This is a genomic window from Streptomyces omiyaensis (assembly GCF_014650895.1).
Lineage (GTDB): Bacteria > Actinomycetota > Actinomycetes > Streptomycetales > Streptomycetaceae > Streptomyces > Streptomyces omiyaensis.
Genome location: NZ_BMVV01000022.1, coordinates 52,251 through 68,355 on the forward strand (window position 1 = coordinate 52,251; position 16,105 = coordinate 68,355).

A 16,105-nucleotide genomic window follows, 5' to 3' on the forward strand; every position below is an offset into this window, starting at 1 on the left:
GTCAGACTCCGTCCTCGCGCCCGGGCGGCAGCGACAGCTCCCGCCAGGCGCGGATGTCCCGCGGCCAGTGGCCGGCCGCGTCCCACAGTGGACCGCTGCCGGTGAGGTGGCGGCCGGAGAGCCGGCGCAGTTCGTGCGCCAGCCGGTCGGCGACCTCCTCGTCGGGCAGCGCGAGCGGATCGGTGAGCAGCCATACGGCGTGCAGCAGCCGCCGCAGGGCGAGGTGCAGTTCGGCGGAGTCGGGGTCGAGTCCGTCGGGGAGCGCGGGGTCGGCTTCCCGGCCGAGCGCGACCGCCCGGCGCGGGTCGGGTCCGGTGCGGCCCCGCTCGCGCGGGTAGGGGGCGGCGGCGACGAACCGCAGCAGGCCGAGCCAGCCGAGGACGTCGGGGCCGGGGAAGGTGAGCCGGAGGTGGGCGACGGCCTCGGCGGTGTCGCCGAGGGCGAGGTCGTGGTGGAGCCGGTACGGGCCGGGCTGCGGCCCGTAGTGGCGGCGGAGGGTCTCGTGGACGGCCCGCCAGGCGGAGTAGCCGGGGTGGTCGCCGTCCTCGAAGCGGAGCCGGTGCAGCAGCAGGGCGCGCAGCAGCGGGTCGCCGACGAAGTGGCGGGGGTGGTCGGCCCAGTGCTCGGCGCGGAGCCGGTCGCGGACGCGCAGGGCGACGTCGCCGTCGAGGGACTCGGCGGCGAGGCGGGCCTGGGCGAGGCGGCGGGCGGACTCCTCGTCGTGGGCGGCGGCGAGGACCGCGTACGGGCCGGGCCGGGGGACCGGCAGGAGGGCGGCGAGGAGGGCGGGGGCGACCGGCACGGGGGCGGAGTCCTCGCGGAGCTCCACGGTCAGGTCGAGGAGGCCGGCGGGGGTGAGGCCGCGGCGGACGGCGGGCGGGGCCTCGCCGGCGGCGCGGGCGAGCAGGTCGACGCCGAGGGGGCGGCCGCCGGTGAGGCGGTGGACGGCCCGGGCGAGGGCGGCGGGGGCGAGGTCGGAGGCGTCGTGGCGGTCGAGGGCGGCGCGGGTCTGGGTGGGGGTGAGGGGGGTCAGCTCGACGGCGAGGAGGCCGGAGCCGACCCGGCCGGTGCGCGGGCAGGGCGCCCGGTGGGCGGTCTCGGGCAGCCGCAGGCGGGTGGCGTGGCGCAGTGCCTCGTGGTCGTGGAGCCGGGAGCCGGCGAGGACGACGGTGCGGTCGCGGCGGCCGTCGGCGCGGGCGCGCAGAATCGGTTCGACGAGGGCGCGGCCGACGGGTTCGTGGGCGTTGTCGAGGAGGACCAGGGGGCGCCCGACGCGGCTGCCGCGGCGCAGCCCGGTGTAGGCGCGCAGGAGGTCCTCGGTGAGGGTGAGGACGAGGAAGGCCTCGGCCTCCTCGCGGCGCGGCCCGCCCTGCGCGAAGTCCACGGCGAGCTGCTGGAGCCCGGCGCGGCCGCGGCCGCCGGCGTTGCGGTAGCCGCCGAACCACTCCTCGGGGGCCTGCCGGAAGCGGTGGAAGAACTCGTCGGCGACGGTCTCGACGGTGGCCTCGGCGACCACGCCGGCGAAGGGGGCGCCCGCCTCGGCGACGGTGCCGGCGAGCTTGGCGAGGACGTTGCCCACCCAGGACGCGGCCGCGGCCCGCCCGGCGTCGACGGTGGCGAGCAGCGGGCCGAGCCGCAGCAGGTCGCGGCGGGCCCGCTCGTCGTCCTCCCGGGTCCAGCCGACCGAGGTGACCGCGACGAGGCCGAGCGAGAGGCGCGGGAAGGGCACGGCCCGCACGGCGTCGGCGCGCCGGCCGAGCTGGACGGCGAGTTCGCCGAGGGCGCCGGTGACGGGGGACCAGCCGGCCCCGTGGTCGGCGGGCTCCTCGACGGCGGAGCAGTCGAGGAGGGCGAGCGGGGTGAGGCCGCGGTAGTGGTTGCGGACCTCCTTGAGCAGCACGGTCTTGCCCATGCCGCGGCCGCCGGTGAAGACGGTGACGGGCGGGTCCTCGCCGTGCTCGAAGGGCACCCGTCCCCGGCCGTACGGTTCGAGCCCGACGAGCCGCGCGGCGAGCCCGTGCGGATCGAGGACCGCCTCGCGGCCGTACAGCTCTCTGTGCACCCGCCACCCCCGTCGCAGTCAACTCAAGGATATCGACGGGGTGTTGGGAACTGGAGAGTCTTTTCGGGTCTGTTGCCGAGGTGTTGTCAGCCCGTGGCGATGCTGTCGAGGCGGTCCCGCAGGTACCGGTGGGACTCGATGCCGTGGACCGTGGTGCCGGGCGTGCACTCGTAGAAGTACACCAGCGACATCAGCTCCTCCCCGGGCGCGTCGGCCGGCGGCGGCAGCACCCGGTGGCGCCCCGAGCGCCACCGCCCGCCGGTCCAGCCCGCCATCAGGTCGCCGATGTTGACCGTGAACGCGGCGGGGTCGTGCGGCGCGTCCTGCCAGCCGCCGGCGTCCGTGAAGACCTGGAGGCCGCCCCTGCCCGCCTCCCGGTCCAGGACGGTGACCGTGCCGAAGTCGGTGTGCGGACCGATCCGGAACTGGCCCGGCTCCGGGTCGCCCGTCCGCTCCCGCCCCGGATACCAGTTGATGTTGAAGCCGAAGGTGGGGTGGCCGGTGTGCCGGGTGAAGAAGTCCCGCTCCTCGCCGAGCGCCGTCCCGAGCAGGTCGAGCACCCGGTCCGACAGCGCCCTCATCTCCCCCAGGTACGCCTCCACCAGCGGCCTCAGCCCGGGCGCCGCCGCGGGCCAGGCGTTCGGCAGGAACCACTCGGCGTCCACCGCCGGGTCCCCGGTCGGCTCCTCCGCCGCGAAGGAGAGCGACTCCTTCAGGTCGGGCGGCGTCGCCGTGCCCTCCGCGTGGCCGTTCGCCTCCGCGCCCGGCCCGAGCCACCCCCGCCCGCCGACCCGCACCGCGTACGGCTCCTTGGCGGCGGCCGGCAGGTGGAAGAAGGCGCGGGCCGTCTCGCGGAGGGCGGCCCGCGGCCCGGGGTCCACCCCGTGCCCCCTGACCAGCAGGAACCCGGCCTCGCGCAGGGCGCGGTCCACGGCGGGCAGCTGCGGGGCCGGATCGCGGGCCAGGTCGATCGTGGGGAGCCGTGCCTCAGCCATGGCCGATGTCCTCGTTCCACAGGTCGGGCCGGGCGGCGATGAACTCCCGCATCAGCGCGGCGCACGCGGGATCGTCCAGCACGACGACCTCGACGCCGTGCTCCGCCAGCCAGTCGTGCCCGCCGCGGAAGGTCCGCGCCTCCCCGACGACCACCCGCGAGATCCCGAACTGCCGCACGAGCCCCGAGCAGTACCAGCACGGCGACAGCGTCGTCACCATCGTCGTGCCCCGGTACGAGCGCTGTCGCCCCGCCGCCCGGAAGGCGTCGGTCTCCGCGTGCGCCGAGGGGTCCCCGTCCTGCACCCGCCGGTTCCGCCCGCGCCCGAGCAGCGCCCCGTCCGCCCCGTAGAGCGCGGCCCCGACGGGGACACCGCCCTCGCGGAGCCCGGCGCGGGCCTCGTCGAGGGCGATGCCGAGCCGGCGGCGCGCCTGTTCCCGGTCCATGCGGAAAGCCTTCCCCGCGGGACCGGGGACGTCACACCCGGGTGCCGGCTCACACGCCGGCGGCGGCCCTCTCCTCGTACGGGAAGCGCGCGAAGGGGGCCTCGCGGGTGAAGAAGGTCCGGGCGCCGGCCATCGCGCCCGTGTCGGCGCGGACCCGGCCCGGGCGGGAGCCCGTGCCGGTGAGGACGCCGCCGAACCGCATCCGCAGGTAGGCCGCCGAGAGGCTCAGGCCGGTCACGAGGCCGTCCGCGACGGCGTGGTCGTCGTCGGCCATGGCCGTCACGCCCCACAGGGTGCCGCCCGCCATGCGCTCCTTGAAGTCCGAGTCCGGCACGTTCAGCCAGCCCGACCAGTAGTCGAGGTAGCGCTTGGTCTGCGCGGAGAGGCTGTACCAGTAGAGGGGCGAGACGATGACGACGTCGGTGGCCTCCACCGTGGCCCGCAGCAGCTCCTCCTCGACCTCGTGGGCCCGGTGGCCGTCGGTCTCGTGCCGGCCGTCCTGGAAGTCGGGCAGGGCCAGGCCGTTCAGGTCCACCCAGCGCTGCCGGACCCCGGCCGGCAGGTGCGCGGCGGCCTCGCGGGCCAGGATCTCCGAGTTGCCGTCGGAGCGGGAGCTGCCGAGGACGAAGAGGAACGAGCGGTCCGGTCCGGGGGTCGCGTCGAGTGACATGGATGCTCCTGGTTCGTGGACGTGCGCGGGCGGGCCTGCCCCCGTGCCAACTACCCCTCGTGCGCGGGTATTCCGCTCACGCCCATCGAATCTTCCGATGGGCCGCATCGGCAGGACGCCCCGGTGGCCCGTGGACCGGGCCCGCCCGCGCTCCGTAGCGTCGCCGGCATGAGAAACGAGACCAGGGGAACCGTCGAACTGACCCTCGCCATGGTGCTCTCCGGCACCCTCGGCGTCTTCGTCGTCGAGTCCGGGGCGTCGCCCTTCGAGGTGGTGTTCTTCCGGTGCCTCTTCGGGGCGGTCGCGCTCGGCCTCTACAGCCTGGCGCGGGGCTTCCTCACCGGCCACGGCTTCACCGCGCGGACGCTCGGACTCGCCGTCCTCGGCGGGGTGTTCATCGTCTTCAACTGGGTCTTCCTCTTCGAGGCGTACGCCGCCACCTCGATCTCGCTGGCCACGGTCGTCTACCACACGCAGCCGTTCTTCCTCGTGCTGCTGGGGGCGCTCCTGCTGCGGGAGCGGATCCCGGCCGGGAAGCTGGGCTGGCTCGCGGTCGCCTTCGCCGGGCTCGTCCTCGTCTCCGGGGTGCGGCCGGGCGACACCGCCTCCCTCGCCGGGCTCGGGTACGCGCTGGCCGCCGCCGTCCTGTACGCGCTGGCCACCTTCGTGACCAAGCGGATCACCGGCGTGCGCCCGCACCTGATCGCCCTCGTGCAGGTGGCCGCCGGGGTGCCGCTGCTGCTGCCCTTCACCGACCTCGGCGCGGTCTCCGGGCTCGGCGCCGGGTGGGGGTGGCTGGCCGGCCTCGGCCTGATCCACACCGGGCTGATGTACGTCCTCATGTACGCGGCCTACGCCAAGCTGCCGACCCCGAAGATCGCCGTGCTCGCCTTCACCTACCCGGCGGTCGCGATGCTCGTCGACTGGGCGGTGTACGGGCACCACATCGGGCTCGTGCAGGCGCTGGGCGTCCCGCTGATCGTCCTCGCGAGCCTGAAGGTCACTCTCGCGCGAACCGCCGCGCCTGCTCCACGAACAGCCGCACGTGCGCCGGAAGCCGCTTCCCCCGCCGCCACGCGAGCTGCGTGAAGAGCGTGAACGGCGCCTCCCAGTCCAGCGCCACCAGCTCCCCGGAGGCCAGCTCCTCGCGGACGGCGACCCGGGGCAGCAGGGCGATCCCGAGGCCGGAGGCGACCGCCCGCTTGCTCGCCTCGATGGTGCCGAACTCCAGGAACTCCGCCCCGGAGCCGGCCAGCTCCGCCTCGAAGAGGTCGCGGTAGGCGCAGCCCGGCTCGGTGCCGATCAGCCCGGCGCCGGCGAGGTCCGCGGCGGTCGGCCCGGCGCGGCCCGCGAGCGGGTGGCCGGGGGCGGCGACCAGGGCCAGCGGCTCGGGCCCGAGGACCTCCGACTCCAGGCCCTCGTGCGCGGTCCCGGCCTCCATCAGGAAGCCGACGTCATAGGTGCCCTGCCGCAGCGCCTGCCGGGTCGCGTCGCCGAGGGTGGGGCGCAGGGCGAGCCGGACGGCCGGGTGGCGGTGGTGGAGGTACTCCAGGAGCGGTGGGAGCCGGTAGGTGGTGAGGGACTCCATCGTGCCGACGGTGACCGTCCCGGCGGGCTCCCCGGCGGCGACGGCGGCCCGGGCCTCCTCGGCCAGCTCGGCCATGCGGCGCGCGTACGGCAGCAGCCGCCCACCGGCCTCGGTGAGCCGGATGCGGCCGCCGAGCCGCTCGAACAGCTCGGTGCCGAGGGAGGTCTCCAGGGCCCGGACCTGCGAGGTCACGCTGGACTGGGCGTAGCCGAGCTCGGCGGCGGCGCGGGTGAAGGAGAGCACCTCGGCGACCTTCTCGAAGGTGGCGAGGAGCCGCAGCTCCATCAGGCGGCCGGGGAGGGGACGGCGGCGGGGGCGGTCCGGACGCAGGCGGCGGGCGCGGCGGTCCGGACGGCGGCGGGCCCGGCGGCCCTCGCGGAGGCGGCCGGTGCGGCGGGCGCGGGGGTGGTCGGGACGGTCGGGCGGGGGGTGCCCGCGGGGCGGTGCGGTGGCCTCACGCGTCCTTCTCCTCGCCGCCCTCGTCCCGGCCCTCGCGCTTCTTCAGGTCGTCCTCGCGGGGGCGCGGGTCGGCCTCCCCGTCGTCGAAGGGGGCCTCGTCCCGCTGCTTGCGCTCCTGCGCCCGCTCCCCGCCGAGCGACTTGAGGAACTCGGGGTTGTCGTCGGGCGCCACCCAGCCGCCCCGGTCGCCGCGGGCGGTGGTCCGCCGGGTCTTGCCGGCGAAGAGCCACACCACCGGCCCGACCACCCAGAACAGCAGGATGACGATGACCCAGACCACCTTGGGCAGGTGCTTGGTCTCGTCCTCCGGGGTGTTCAGACAGTCGATGAAGGCATAGATCGTCAGTGCCAGCGGCAGGATGATCATCAGCGCCCTGAGCATGTGGAACAGCCCCCTGGAAACGGTGGCGGGGGCGCGTCGAGTCGGCCCCGGTGACACGTCCAGCGTAGCCGGTGACCGATACTTGCCCGTATGGCTTACGACGATCTCCGCTCGCTGCTCAGGGCTCTGGAGCGTGAAGGCGACCTCAAGCGCATCAAGGCCGAAGTCGACCCGTACCTGGAGGTCGGGGAGATCGTCGACCGGGTGAACAAGGCAGGAGGGCCCGCGCTTCTCTTCGAGAACGTGAAGGGCTCCTCCATGCCGCTCGCGATGAACGTGTTCGGCACGGACCGGCGGCTCCTCAAGGCGCTCGGCCTGAAGTCGTACGGGGAGATCAGCGAGAAGATCGGCGGGCTGCTCAAGCCCGAGCTGCCGCACGGCTTCGTCGGGGTCCGGGAGGCCTTCGGCAAGCTGGGCTCGATGGTCCACGTGCCGCCGAGGAAGGTGAAGGACGCCCCCGTGCAGGAGGTGGTCCTGACCGGCGACGACGTCGACCTCGACCTGCTGCCCGCGCTCTTCACCTGGCCCAAGGACGGCGGCTCCTTCTTCAACCTGGGCCTCACCCACACCAAGCACCCGGAGACCGGCGTGCGGAACCTGGGGCTCTACCGGCTCCAGCGCCACGACAAGCGCACCATCGGCATGCACTGGCAGATCCACAAGGACAGCCGGAACCACTACGCGGTCGCGGCCGAGCGCGGCGAGCGGCTGCCGGTCGCCATCGCCTTCGGCTGCCCGCCGGCCGTCACGTACGCCTCCACCGCCCCGCTCCCCGGCGACATCGACGAGTACCTCTTCGCCGGCTTCGTGCAGGGCAAGCGGATCGAGATGGTCGACTGCAAGACCGTCCCGCTCCAGGTCCCGGCCCACGCCGAGGTCGTCGTCGAGGGCTGGCTGGAGCCGGGCGAGATGCTGCCGGAGGGCCCCTTCGGCGACCACACCGGCTTCTACACCCCGCAGGAACCGTTCCCCGCGCTGAAGGTCGACTGCATCACCCTGCGCAAGCGCCCGCTGCTCCAGTCGATCGTGGTCGGCCGGCCGCCGACCGAGGACGGGCCGCTGGGCCGGGCGACGGAGCGCTTCTTCCTGCCGCTCCTCAAGATCATCGTGCCGGACATCGTCGACTACCACCTGCCGGAGTCGGGCGGCTTCCACAACTGCGCGATCGTCTCGATCGACAAGAAGTACCCGAAGCACGCGCAGAAGGTCATGCACGCCATCTGGGGCGCGCACATGATGTCGCTGACCAAGCTGATCATCGTGGTCGACAAGGACTGCGACGTGCACGACCTGCACGAGGTCTCCTGGCGGGCCCTCGGCAACACCGACTACGCCCGCGACCTGACGGTCGTCGAGGGCCCGGTCGACCACCTGGACCACGCCTCGTACCAGCAGTTCTGGGGCGGCAAGGCGGGCATCGACGCCACGAAGAAGCTGCCGGAGGAGGGCTACACCCGGGACGGCGGCTGGCCGGACATGGTGGAGTCGGATCCGGCGACGGCGGCCCTGGTGGACCGCCGCTGGAAGGAGTACGGGCTGTGACCACGGCCGCGGTCCCGGGCGCCCGGCCGGGGCGCACCAAGGCTTTCCTGCGGCTCGTGATGATCGAGCACTCGGTCTTCGCGCTGCCCTTCGCCTACATCGCCTCGCTCACCGCGATGTTCCGGCTGGACGGGGAGATCCACTGGTGGACGCTCTTCCTCGTCACCGTCTGCATGGTGGGCCTGCGGACCTTCGCGATGGCCTGCAACCGGATCATCGACCGGGAGATCGACGCGCGTAATCCGCGCACGGCCAACCGGGAGCTGGTCACGGGCGCGGTGTCGGTGCGCTCGGCGTGGACCGGGGCCGGGATCGCGGTCGTCGTCTTCCTCGGCGCGGCCGCGCTGCTGAACCCGCTCTGCCTGGCGCTCGCGCCGCTGGCCGTCATCCCGATGGTCGTCTACCCCTACGGCAAGCGGTTCACGAACTTCCCGCACGCGATCCTGGGACTCGCCCAGGCGATCGGCCCGATCGGGGCCTGGCTCGCGGTGAGCGGGGAGTGGTCCTGGGACGCGGTGATCCTGGGCCTCGCGGTCGGCATCTGGATCGGCGGCTTCGACCTGATCTTCGCCTGCCAGGACGTGCAGGCGGACCGGGCGCACGGCGTGATGTCGGTGCCGGCCCGCTTCGGCATCCCGGCGGCGCTGTGGGGCGCCCGCGCCTCGGCGGTCGTCACCACCGGCCTGCTGGTCTGGTACGCGCTCGCGACGGACGCGGGGGTCTTCTTCTGGGCCGGTCTGGTGATCGTGGCGGCGGCCTTCTGCTACGAGCACTCGATCGTGAAGCCGCACGACCTCTCCCGGCTCAACAGGGCGTTCTTCACGACCAACGGCTTCATCGGGATCTCCCTCTTCCTCTGCGCCCTGCTCGACCTGCTGGTCCGCGGGCTCACCCCCTGAGAGCGGCGGGCACCGGGCCGGCGACCGCCTCCGGCGGGCGCCGGTCCGCGGAGCCCCGGGTCACCGGCGGGCCGAAGAGACCGGAGCCCGGGCCGGAGGCGCCGGCCGTGATGCCCCCCCGGCGGGGGGAAGAGCCGGATCCCGAGCCCGCCGGCGGGCCCGGTCCAGGTCGTCGCGGCCCCCTGCGTGTCGCGCGCGCCCCGTCCGGCGGACGCCGGGGGCACCTTACCGACCGCCCGGCAGGTCCCGCCGGATAGGCTCGGCGGCGTGGAGCCGAACAACAGCAAGCAGCGTCGCCCCTGGGTGGTCGGGGTGTCCGGGGCGTCGGGGACGCCCTATGCCGCCGCCGTGCTCAGGGGGTTGCTCGCCGCGGGGGAGAGCGTCGACCTGGTGGTGTCGCGGGCCTCGCGGCTGACCCTGCTGGACGAGACGGGGAACGCCTTCCGGGACGCGCACTGGCGCGAGGACCTGGCGGCGTGGCTGGCGCGGGGCGCGGACGGGAAACCGGACGCGTACGGCGACGTGGACGTGAGCGACGTGCGGTACTGGGCGGCGGGCGACCTGGCGGCGGGGCCGTCCTCGGGGTCGTACCCGGCGAAGGGGATGCTGATCGTGCCGGCCTCGACCGCCGCGGTGGCGGGAGTGGCGCTCGGCCTGTCGAAGGACCTGTTGCAGCGGGTGGCGAGCGTGACGCTCAAGGAGCGGCGTCCGCTGGTGGTCGCGGTGCGGGAGACCCCGCTGAGCGGGCAGACGCTGAAGCAGATGGTGGCGCTGGACGAGGCGGGCGCCGTGGTGCTGCCCGCCTCTCCGGCGTTCTACGCGGGGGCGACGCACATCCAGGATCTGGTGGACTTCGTCGCGGGGCGGGTGCTCGACGCGGCAGGGGTGCCGCACGAGCTGTACCGCCGGTGGCGGGGAGAGCTCGGAGGAGGATCTCCGGGGGCTCCCCGTGCCGGTTAGCGCTTCTTGGCGGCCTTCTTGCGGGCGCGCTTCGAGGCGGCGGTGGGCTGGTGGGCACGCGAGCGGTTGGCCAGGTCCTGCAGCTCGCGCATACGGGCGTAGGCCATCTCGATCGTGTACACGGTGTCTTCACTCCTGAAAGATCGTCTTTGATCTGCTGAAAGATTCGCAGGGTGACGGCCCTGCATGCCTTAGATTCTACACCTAAACTTGCGGTATCGCTGGACAATGGAAGGTCGTATACCTATGGACGCCGTGGACAGGCAGCTCATCCAGGCCCTGCGCGAGAACGGCCGCGCCTCCTATGCCGAGCTGGGCCGGCTCGTCGGGCTCTCCGGCCCCTCCGTCACCGACCGCATCAACCGCCTGGAGGCGGCCGGGGTCATCACCGGCTACCGCGCCACCGTGGACGCCGCCTCCCTCGGGCTCGGCGTCACCGCCCTCATCGGCATCTCCCTCTCCGACGCCGCCGACCACGAGGACGTGGCCCGCCGGCTGAAGGACCTCGCCGAGATCGAGGACTGCTGGTTCATCGCCGGCGACGACTCCTTCATGCTCAAGGTCCGCGCCAGCGACGTCGACGGCCTGGAGAAGACCATCCGCCGGCTCAGCGGGACGAAGGGCGTCTCCCGCACGCGCACCACGATCGTGCTCTCCACCAAGTGGGAGAACCGGGTCGGGGACCTGCCCGAGGAGGGCTGACGCGTGGCGGCGGTGGGGGTACCCGCCGCCGGAAGGGCGGGGAGTACGGTGGGTGGAGCCTGATTTCGGAGATATGGGAGGCGGCCGGAGATGGACGCGGGGCTCAAGCGGGAGCTGGAGCAGAAGGTGCTCGCCGGGGAGCGGCTGAGCCGTGAGGACGGCATCGCCCTCTACGACTCCGACGACCTGGCCTGGCTCGGCGGGCTGGCCCACGAGGTCAGGACCCGCAAGAACGGTGACGTGGTCCACTTCAATGTCAACCGGCATCTGAACATGACCAACGTCTGCACCGCCTCCTGCGCCTACTGCTCCTTCCAGCGCAAGCCGGGCGAGAAGGACGCGTACACGATGCGCATCGAGGAGGCCGTCCGCCTCGCCAAGGCGATGGAGAGCGAGAACCTCACCGAGCTGCACATCGTCAACGGCCTCCACCCCAACCTGCCGTGGCGGTACTACCCGCGCTCGCTCTCCGAGCTGAAGAAGGCGCTGCCGAACGTCTCCCTCAAGGCCTTCACCGCCACCGAGATCCACCACTTCGAGACCATCTCGGGCCTGTCCGCCTCCGAGATCCTCGACGAGCTGATCGAGGCCGGCCTGGAGTCGCTGACCGGCGGCGGCGCCGAGATCTTCGACTGGGAGGTCCGGCAGCACATCGTGGACCACCGCACCCACTGGGAGGACTGGTCCCGGATCCACCGGCTCGCCCACGAGAAGGGCCTGAAGACCCCCTCGACGATGCTGTACGGGCACATCGAGGAGCCGCGCCACCGCGTCGACCACGTGCTGCGGCTGCGGGAGCTCCAGGACGAGACCGGCGGCTTCCAGGTCTTCATCCCGCTGCGCTACCAGCACGACTTCGTGGACATGAAGGACGGCAAGGTCCGCAACAGGCTCCAGGCCCGCACCACCATGGCGACCGGCGCCGAGGCCCTGAAGACCTTCGCGGTCTCCCGGCTCCTCTTCGACAACGTGCCGCACGTCAAGGTCTTCTGGGTCATGCACGGCGTCCAGACCGCCCAGCTCGCCCTCCAGCACGGCGCCGACGACATGGACGGCTCGGTGGTCGAGTACAAGATCACGCACGACGCCGACAACTACGGCACGCCGAACAAGCTCACCCGCGAGGACCTGCTGGAGCTGATCCGCGACGCGGGCTTCCGGCCGGTCGAGCGGAACACCCGGTACGAGATCATCCGCGAGTACCCGGGCCCGGACGCGGACCGGCGCGAGACGCCGCAGGCGATGCGCGTCTGACGCCCCGGGCGACGAGAGGCCCGGCGGGGGATCCCCCGCCGGGCCTTCCTCACGCGCGCGCCCGGGTGTGCTCCACCGGGATCCACAGCTCCGCCGCGGCGGTGCTCCAGTCCTCCGCCGGCCGGACCGAGAGGATCTCCGGGCCGGGGCGGCTCTCGTACGGGTTGGACGGGAACCACTCGGTGAAGACGTCCCGCCACAGGTGCTGGAGCGCCTGCGGATAGGGGCCCTCGCTCTCGAAGACGGCCCAGGTGCCGGCCGGCAGGTCGAGCGCGTCGAAACCCCCGGGGTCGGCGTCGGGCGCGGCGGTCACGCCGTACCAGTGGTCGAGCTCGGCGCCCTCCTCGCGGTCGTCCGAGAGGTGGACGACGGCCGAGACCAGCCCGGCGGGCGCCCCGGCCGACAGGCCGGCGAGCCGGTCGAGGGTCTCCCGGCCGAGCCCGCGGATCTGGGCGGCGATCGCCGGGTTCTCCCCCTCGTGGACGAGCGGGACCCTGGCCCGGTCGCCCACGATCCGGAAGGCGTCCCTGGCCACGGTGCGGTACCTCATGCTGCTGTTCCCTTCGACGACGAGCCGGAAGGACATGCGCGGCTGGGCGGTGAGCGCGGCGCCGGTGCGGCGGGCCTCGCCGGGGCCGATGCCGTGGACCGCGCGGAACGCGCGGGCGAACGCCTCGCCGGAGCCGTAGCCGTGGCGGACCGCGATCTCCAGGAGCGTCCGCTCCCCCGCGAGCACCTCGCCGCCGGCGACGGTGAGCCGCCGGCGGCGCACGTACTCCGACAGCGGCATCCCCGCGAGGGCGGAGAAGAGCCGCCGGAAGTGGTACTCGGACGTCGTGGCGATCCGGGCCAGCTCGGCCGGGTCGAGGTCGCCGTCGAGGCGCTCCTCGATGTGGTCCAGCGCCCGGTTCAGGCCCTCCAGCACGGTGGTGTCCTTCCTGTTTCCTGATGTCCCCACCGTAGGAAAGCGGCGCGGCGCGGGACCCGACCATCGGTGCCCGGTCCGGTCGGGTGCGAGCGGTGCGATCGGTGCGGTCAGGTCAGGGGCAGCAGCATGGTGATGTCGTCGCGGTCGTCGCCGGGGGCCACGCGGATGGCGTCGGGGACGCGCCCGACCTCCTTGTAGCCGGCCTTGGCGTAGAAGGAGTCGACGCCGGTGCCGCCGCGCACGCCGAGGCGGATGGCCTCGACCGCCTCGAAGCCGGGGGCGGTGCGGGCGGTGTGCTCGACGGCCGCCATGAGGTCGAGGCCGTACCCCTTGCCCTGGTGCCTCGGGTGGACCATCACCGTGTACAGCCACACCCAGTGGGTCATCAGGCGGTGGCTGTTGAAGCTGAAGAAGGCGGTGGCGGCGACCTCGCCGTCCTCGTCCCGGCCGACCAGGAGGCGGTGGGTGCCCTGGGCCATGCCGGTGAGGTGTTTGAGGAGGGAGGGGCGGATCTCCTCCGGGGTGACGGGCGGGACGAAGCCGACGGCGCCGCCCGCGTTGGAGACGTCCGCCCAGAGGCTGAGGATGCCCTCGGTCAGGGCCGGGTCCACGGCCGGGTCGGCCTCGAAAGTAAGGGTCATAGGTCCACTGTATCTATTACCCCTCCCTGGGCTCAAGGGTGTTCCGCCCCTCGGACGCGCGCCCCGCGCCCGGCGGACCCGGCCCCGCCCGCCACCGGCGCGGACGCCCCGGTCCCCGACCCCGCGTCCGGCGGGCCCCCCTCCCCGTGCTTCACTGGGGGGCGCTCGTCCCGTATGGGGAAAATTCGGAACCTCGGAACGAAAGAGTGGGTCATGCTCCGCTACTCGCTGATGCGGCTCGGCATCTTCGCCGGGTGCTTCCTCGCCCTGTGGGGCCTCGTCGCCCTCGGCGCGCTCCCGCGCGGCCTCGGTGACTCCAACCTCCTGTGGGTCCTGCTCCTCTCCATCGTGGTCTCGGCCCCCCTGAGCTTCGTCCTCCTGCGCAAGCAGCGCGACGACCTCAGCGCCGACATCGTCGAGAAGGTCGACCGCGCCAAGGGCCGCCTCCACGAGAACCGCACCCGCGAGGACGCCCTCTAGGAGCCCCCGGCGCCCCCGGCGCCTGCGCCTCGCCGGCGGGTGCGTCACGGCGCGGGGTGGGGCCGATGTTGTCGGCCGCCGTGGTCCAGGCGGCACCGACGGCGGGCCGGAGGTGCGCGATGCGGAGAAGTCGCCCCCCGTGCCGCTCGTGCGTGACCGCCGTCAGCACCCCTTCGCCGCCGTTCGCGATGTCGCGGACCGTCCGCTGGAGGAGCGGGTGGCGCTCCGGGCCTTCGCGGGACGTCTCGCTCACTGCCGGGACTCCTCCCAGTCTTCGAACCAGCGGTCCAGGAACTCCCGCCACCCGGCCTCGGGTCGGGCGCGGAGGGCGGGGCCCAGGCCCGACGGTGGGACGGACGCGCCATGCTGTGGTCCGTCGGGATCCGTCGTCTCCATGACCAGATCCTTAAGCGTAAACCGCTTTGAGCGGCAAGGGCTTAAGGATGCTTCCGGTCCGTCCGGGAGGGCGGGGAAGCAGGGTCGCTGGCAACAGTGAGCCGGCTGGAGGGAAGAGCATGTCGGGCGATGCGTGGATCAGTGAGACCGCGCCGTACCTGGCCCCGCGTGAGCCCGGCCGGAGCGACGCGTGGACCGAGGAGGCCGCCCGTCGCGGGCGCCGAGGCGGTCAGCGGCTGCTCCACGCGGGGGAGGCGGAGGCTCCCGAGGCCGTTCGCGTGGCCCTGGGGCTGTCCGTCGGCGAGCGGGCGGTGGTCAGGCGCCGGCTGATCCTGCTGGACGACCGGCCCGTGGAGCTGGCCGACTCCTACTTCCCCCTCTCGGTGGCCGGAGGCACGCCCCTGGCGGAGCCCCGCAAGGTGCCCGGCGGGGCCGTCACCCTGCTCAAGGAGCTGGGGTACGCCGGTGCCGAGGTCGTCGAGGACGTGAGTGCCGGCCTGGCCGGCGAGGAGGAGCGCGGGCACCTGGGGCTCGCCGAGGGGAGCGCCGTCCTCCGTCTGCTCAGGCTGACGAAGACCGCCGACGCGACCCCGGTGGAGGCGGCCCTGATGACCATGCCGGCCGGCAGGCACCTCACGTACCGGCTCGGAGGGCGGGGCGCGTGATGGCGAAGGAGTTCGAGGACCCCAGGTCGCCGCACCAGAAGATCGCGGCGGAGCTCCGGCGGAGGATCACCCGTGGCGACCTCCCGCCGGGGAGCAAGCTCGGCTCGACGGCCGAGCTGATGGAGCAGTACGGCGGTGTGGCCAACACGACCGTCCAGAAGGCGCTCCAGATGCTGAAGGCCGAGGGGCTCCTCGAAGGACTGCCCGGCAAGGGCGTGTACGTGAGGCACCACGCGCAGGAATCCGTCGAGCCGATCGCCTACATGAGACCGGCCGGGCCGGGCGAGGCGTATCCGTGGCTGTCCGAGGCCGCGAAGCGGCGGCAGGCCGGGCGCGTCCGGCTCCTCGGCGTCGAGGTCGTCGTTCCGCCGGTGGAAGTGGCGGAGGCGCTGCGGCTGGAGGACGGCGAGCGGGCCGTGCTCCGCAGGCAGCTCCTGCTCCTGGACGAGGAGCCGACCGAACTCGTGCGGTCGTACTACCCGCTGAGCCTGGTCGAGGGCACGGCGGTGCTGGAGGCGCGGCGGATCCGGGGCGGCACGCCGGCGCTCCTCGGCTCGATGGGCTTTCCTCCGCGCGAGTTCGTGGACGAGCTGTCGTCCGAGATTCCGACGGAGGAGGAGGTCGTGGCGCTGGAGCTCCCGAAGGACATGCCGGTCCTCGTCGCCTTCCGGGTGGTCCGCTCGGACGGAGGACGGCCGATCGAGGCCACGCTGATGACGAAGGCGGCGCACCGGTACCGGATGCGCTACCGGCTGCCCGTCACGTAGCCCCCTCCGGCTCTCGGGCGTGGGGGAGTTGTGTAAGGAGCGCGTAAGGTTCCTCACAGATCGCGCACCCCTGGTGGGAGCTTCACGGCTCCCACCAGGGGTGTTCTGCGTTTCGGGCACGGGTGGCCAGTTATCGATCTCAAAGAACAGCTTTGAGGTTCTCAAAGTTCAAGTGTTAACGTATCGGCCATGACGACCGCAGTGCGCCTCCTTCACGTCCCGGGCATCCCGCTCGTGGCGCGCCTGCACGTCGATCTCTGCCGCTGTATG

Annotated in this window: 20 protein-coding genes; 9 read left to right on the top strand and 11 right to left on the bottom strand. The window is 73.3% G+C overall.

Going from position 1 to position 16,105, the window contains the following annotated elements; translation table 11 throughout:
• Position 1: 1 nt before the first annotated feature.
• The 4 genes from IE287_RS28725 to IE287_RS28740 form a co-directional block, all read right to left on the bottom strand.
• Positions 2 to 2,062 (bottom strand): hypothetical protein, encoded by a 2,061-nt coding sequence (locus IE287_RS28725; protein WP_189852135.1) that lies wholly within the window; start codon positions 2,060 to 2,062, stop codon positions 2 to 4.
• Between the two features lie 86 nt (positions 2,063 to 2,148).
• A complete protein-coding gene (locus tag IE287_RS28730; protein WP_189852136.1) occupies positions 2,149 to 3,057 on the bottom strand; it encodes an isopenicillin N synthase family dioxygenase in 909 nt (302 codons plus the stop codon).
• The gene (locus tag IE287_RS28735) at positions 3,050 to 3,502 is read right to left on the bottom strand and encodes a nucleoside deaminase (RefSeq protein ID WP_189852137.1); all 453 of its coding nucleotides are present in this window, start codon (positions 3,500 to 3,502) and stop codon (positions 3,050 to 3,052) included. The genes IE287_RS28730 and IE287_RS28735 overlap by 8 nt, the downstream gene beginning before the upstream one ends.
• A gap of 49 nt (positions 3,503 to 3,551) precedes the next feature.
• Entirely contained in the window at positions 3,552 to 4,172 is a 621-nt protein-coding gene (locus tag IE287_RS28740; RefSeq protein WP_189852138.1) for a flavodoxin family protein, read from the bottom strand.
• Positions 4,173 to 4,340: 168 nt separating this feature from the next.
• Between IE287_RS28740 and IE287_RS28745 the strand changes: the two genes are divergently transcribed.
• A complete protein-coding gene (locus IE287_RS28745; RefSeq protein ID WP_189852139.1) occupies positions 4,341 to 5,261 on the top strand; it encodes a DMT family transporter in 921 nt (306 codons plus the stop codon).
• On the opposite strand, the gene IE287_RS28750 is transcribed toward IE287_RS28745, so the two are convergent.
• The 3 genes from IE287_RS28750 to IE287_RS28760 are packed head-to-tail and all read right to left on the bottom strand — an operon-like array spanning position 5,173 to position 6,601.
• Positions 5,173 to 6,045, bottom strand: coding sequence for a LysR family transcriptional regulator (locus tag IE287_RS28750; RefSeq protein ID WP_189852140.1), 873 nt, complete (start codon positions 6,043 to 6,045; stop codon positions 5,173 to 5,175). The two genes, IE287_RS28745 and IE287_RS28750, sit on opposite strands and share 89 nt — an antisense overlap.
• Positions 6,045 to 6,218 (bottom strand): hypothetical protein, encoded by a 174-nt coding sequence (locus tag IE287_RS28755; protein ID WP_189852141.1) that lies wholly within the window; start codon positions 6,216 to 6,218, stop codon positions 6,045 to 6,047. Before IE287_RS28755 ends, IE287_RS28750 begins: the two co-directional genes overlap by 1 nt.
• Entirely contained in the window at positions 6,215 to 6,601 is a 387-nt protein-coding gene (locus tag IE287_RS28760; RefSeq protein ID WP_189852142.1) for a PLD nuclease N-terminal domain-containing protein, read from the bottom strand. Before IE287_RS28760 ends, IE287_RS28755 begins: the two co-directional genes overlap by 4 nt.
• 90 nt (positions 6,602 to 6,691) lie before the next feature.
• On the opposite strand from IE287_RS28760, the gene IE287_RS28765 reads away from it, so the two are divergent.
• From IE287_RS28765 to IE287_RS28775, 3 genes are all read left to right on the top strand, one after another.
• Complete coding sequence (locus IE287_RS28765) at positions 6,692 to 8,143, top strand: menaquinone biosynthesis decarboxylase (RefSeq protein ID WP_189852143.1); 1,452 nt, start codon at positions 6,692 to 6,694, stop codon at positions 8,141 to 8,143.
• On the top strand, positions 8,140 to 9,042 hold the full coding sequence (mqnP, locus tag IE287_RS28770) for a menaquinone biosynthesis prenyltransferase MqnP (RefSeq protein WP_189852144.1): 903 nt from the start codon (positions 8,140 to 8,142) through the stop codon (positions 9,040 to 9,042). Before IE287_RS28765 ends, mqnP begins: the two co-directional genes overlap by 4 nt.
• Positions 9,043 to 9,309: 267 nt before the next feature.
• The gene (locus tag IE287_RS28775; protein WP_189852145.1) at positions 9,310 to 10,002 is read left to right on the top strand and encodes a UbiX family flavin prenyltransferase; all 693 of its coding nucleotides are present in this window, start codon (positions 9,310 to 9,312) and stop codon (positions 10,000 to 10,002) included.
• Here IE287_RS28775 and IE287_RS39190 read toward each other — a convergent pair.
• The gene (locus IE287_RS39190) at positions 9,999 to 10,124 is read right to left on the bottom strand and encodes a hypothetical protein (protein ID WP_268255003.1); all 126 of its coding nucleotides are present in this window, start codon (positions 10,122 to 10,124) and stop codon (positions 9,999 to 10,001) included. The genes IE287_RS28775 and IE287_RS39190 overlap by 4 nt on opposite strands.
• Positions 10,125 to 10,248: 124 nt before the next feature.
• Between IE287_RS39190 and IE287_RS28780 the strand changes: the two genes are divergently transcribed.
• Both IE287_RS28780 and mqnE read left to right on the top strand, forming a co-directional pair.
• Positions 10,249 to 10,704, top strand: a complete 456-nt coding sequence (locus IE287_RS28780; RefSeq protein WP_030495192.1) for an Lrp/AsnC family transcriptional regulator — start codon at positions 10,249 to 10,251, stop codon at positions 10,702 to 10,704.
• Positions 10,705 to 10,794: 90 nt separating this feature from the next.
• A complete protein-coding gene (mqnE, locus tag IE287_RS28785; RefSeq protein WP_189852146.1) occupies positions 10,795 to 11,958 on the top strand; it encodes an aminofutalosine synthase MqnE in 1,164 nt (387 codons plus the stop codon).
• 49 nt (positions 11,959 to 12,007) lie between these two features.
• On the opposite strand, the gene IE287_RS28790 is transcribed toward mqnE, so the two are convergent.
• A complete protein-coding gene (locus IE287_RS28790; protein WP_189852147.1) occupies positions 12,008 to 12,883 on the bottom strand; it encodes an AraC family transcriptional regulator in 876 nt (291 codons plus the stop codon).
• Positions 12,884 to 12,993: 110 nt separating this feature from the next.
• Complete coding sequence (locus IE287_RS28795) at positions 12,994 to 13,527, bottom strand: GNAT family N-acetyltransferase (RefSeq protein ID WP_189852148.1); 534 nt, start codon at positions 13,525 to 13,527, stop codon at positions 12,994 to 12,996.
• Between the two features lie 213 nt (positions 13,528 to 13,740).
• On the opposite strand from IE287_RS28795, the gene IE287_RS28800 reads away from it, so the two are divergent.
• A complete protein-coding gene (locus IE287_RS28800) occupies positions 13,741 to 14,007 on the top strand; it encodes a DUF4229 domain-containing protein (protein WP_189852149.1) in 267 nt (88 codons plus the stop codon).
• Positions 14,008 to 14,256: 249 nt separating this feature from the next.
• Here the strand turns inward: IE287_RS28800 and IE287_RS28805 are convergent, their stop codons facing one another.
• Positions 14,257 to 14,403 (bottom strand): hypothetical protein, encoded by a 147-nt coding sequence (locus tag IE287_RS28805; RefSeq protein WP_189852150.1) that lies wholly within the window; start codon positions 14,401 to 14,403, stop codon positions 14,257 to 14,259.
• Between the two features lie 119 nt (positions 14,404 to 14,522).
• Between IE287_RS28805 and IE287_RS28810 the strand changes: the two genes are divergently transcribed.
• Positions 14,523 to 15,068, top strand: coding sequence for a GntR family transcriptional regulator (locus IE287_RS28810; protein ID WP_189852151.1), 546 nt, complete (start codon positions 14,523 to 14,525; stop codon positions 15,066 to 15,068).
• Positions 15,068 to 15,835 (top strand): GntR family transcriptional regulator, encoded by a 768-nt coding sequence (locus IE287_RS28815; protein WP_189852152.1) that lies wholly within the window; start codon positions 15,068 to 15,070, stop codon positions 15,833 to 15,835. The genes IE287_RS28810 and IE287_RS28815 overlap by 1 nt, the downstream gene beginning before the upstream one ends.
• Positions 15,836 to 16,105 lie beyond the last annotated feature (270 nt).

Coding starts and splice junctions, on each gene's coding strand:
- IE287_RS28730 (WP_189852136.1), bottom strand. CDS start 3,057: ATGGCTGAGGCACGGCTCCCCACGATCGACCTGGCCCGCGATCCGGCC.
- IE287_RS28735 (WP_189852137.1), bottom strand. CDS start 3,502: ATGGACCGGGAACAGGCGCGCCGCCGGCTCGGCATCGCCCTCGACGAG.
- IE287_RS28740 (WP_189852138.1), bottom strand. CDS start 4,172: ATGTCACTCGACGCGACCCCCGGACCGGACCGCTCGTTCCTCTTCGTC.
- IE287_RS28745 (WP_189852139.1), top strand. CDS start 4,341: ATGAGAAACGAGACCAGGGGAACCGTCGAACTGACCCTCGCCATGGTG.
- IE287_RS28750 (WP_189852140.1), bottom strand. CDS start 6,045: ATGGAGCTGCGGCTCCTCGCCACCTTCGAGAAGGTCGCCGAGGTGCTC.
- IE287_RS28760 (WP_189852142.1), bottom strand. CDS start 6,601: ATGCTCAGGGCGCTGATGATCATCCTGCCGCTGGCACTGACGATCTAT.
- IE287_RS28765 (WP_189852143.1), top strand. CDS start 6,692: ATGGCTTACGACGATCTCCGCTCGCTGCTCAGGGCTCTGGAGCGTGAA.
- IE287_RS28780 (WP_030495192.1), top strand. CDS start 10,249: ATGGACGCCGTGGACAGGCAGCTCATCCAGGCCCTGCGCGAGAACGGC.
- mqnE (WP_189852146.1), top strand. CDS start 10,795: ATGGACGCGGGGCTCAAGCGGGAGCTGGAGCAGAAGGTGCTCGCCGGG.
- IE287_RS28795 (WP_189852148.1), bottom strand. CDS start 13,527: ATGACCCTTACTTTCGAGGCCGACCCGGCCGTGGACCCGGCCCTGACC.
- IE287_RS28800 (WP_189852149.1), top strand. CDS start 13,741: ATGCTCCGCTACTCGCTGATGCGGCTCGGCATCTTCGCCGGGTGCTTC.
- IE287_RS28805 (WP_189852150.1), bottom strand. CDS start 14,403: ATGGAGACGACGGATCCCGACGGACCACAGCATGGCGCGTCCGTCCCA.
- IE287_RS28810 (WP_189852151.1), top strand. CDS start 14,523: ATGTCGGGCGATGCGTGGATCAGTGAGACCGCGCCGTACCTGGCCCCG.
- IE287_RS28815 (WP_189852152.1), top strand. CDS start 15,068: ATGGCGAAGGAGTTCGAGGACCCCAGGTCGCCGCACCAGAAGATCGCG.